The organism is Arthrobacter sp. JCM 19049 (assembly GCF_001310435.1).
Genome location: NZ_BAXF01000958.1, coordinates 1 through 518 on the forward strand (window position 1 = coordinate 1; position 518 = coordinate 518).

Genomic DNA, 518 nt, shown 5'->3' on the forward strand with positions numbered 1-518 from the left:
GAGGCAAGCGGCGTCGCGGTGCGCGCCCACTGCCTGAGCCTGGAGCACTCCACCGCGCTCGGCGAGCGCATGCTCACCGGTGAGGCCCGGCACACCCAGAGCGCCTCGGTGGACTACTACGATGTGGGGATCCGTGATCACCAGCAGGGCGATTCGCTGCGCCAGGTTCACTGGAAGCGACCGCCCGCCACGGCCGGCTGATGGTGCGCCAGGAAAACTATGTGGCCACCGCGCACAGCCTGATCGTGCTGGACCGGCGGCGCAGTGCCTGGCATGGCCCCGGGGATTTGAACCATGAGATCCCGCAGGCACCGGCGCCCCGCTAGCCAGCACGCTGCGCTTTGAAAAGGCCCTGTCCCTGTCCTGCAGCATCGGCGAGCTCTATGCCCGGCACGGCTACCAGCTGATGGTGCGAGATCTGGCCGGGCAGGAGCTGGACAACCGCGCCCGGCCCGTCCGGACGGGCCGGTGAGATCCCGTTCCCCGCAGGCGGCGGTGTCCGGCGCCTCTGCGCTGGA

At 70.1% G+C, this 518-nt stretch carries 1 protein-coding gene and 1 pseudogene; both read left to right on the plus strand.

Annotated features, from left to right (window positions below):
* Positions 1 to 201: pseudogene (locus JCM19049_RS17330) on the plus strand (hypothetical protein); the annotation flags it as partial.
* Positions 201 to 326 carry a hypothetical protein gene (locus JCM19049_RS21775; RefSeq protein ID WP_279403536.1) on the plus strand — a complete coding sequence of 42 codons (126 nt, stop codon included), beginning with the start codon at positions 201 to 203 and terminating at the stop codon, positions 324 to 326. The pseudogene JCM19049_RS17330 and the gene JCM19049_RS21775, both read left to right, overlap by 1 nt.
* Positions 327 to 518: the final 192 nt, after the last annotated feature.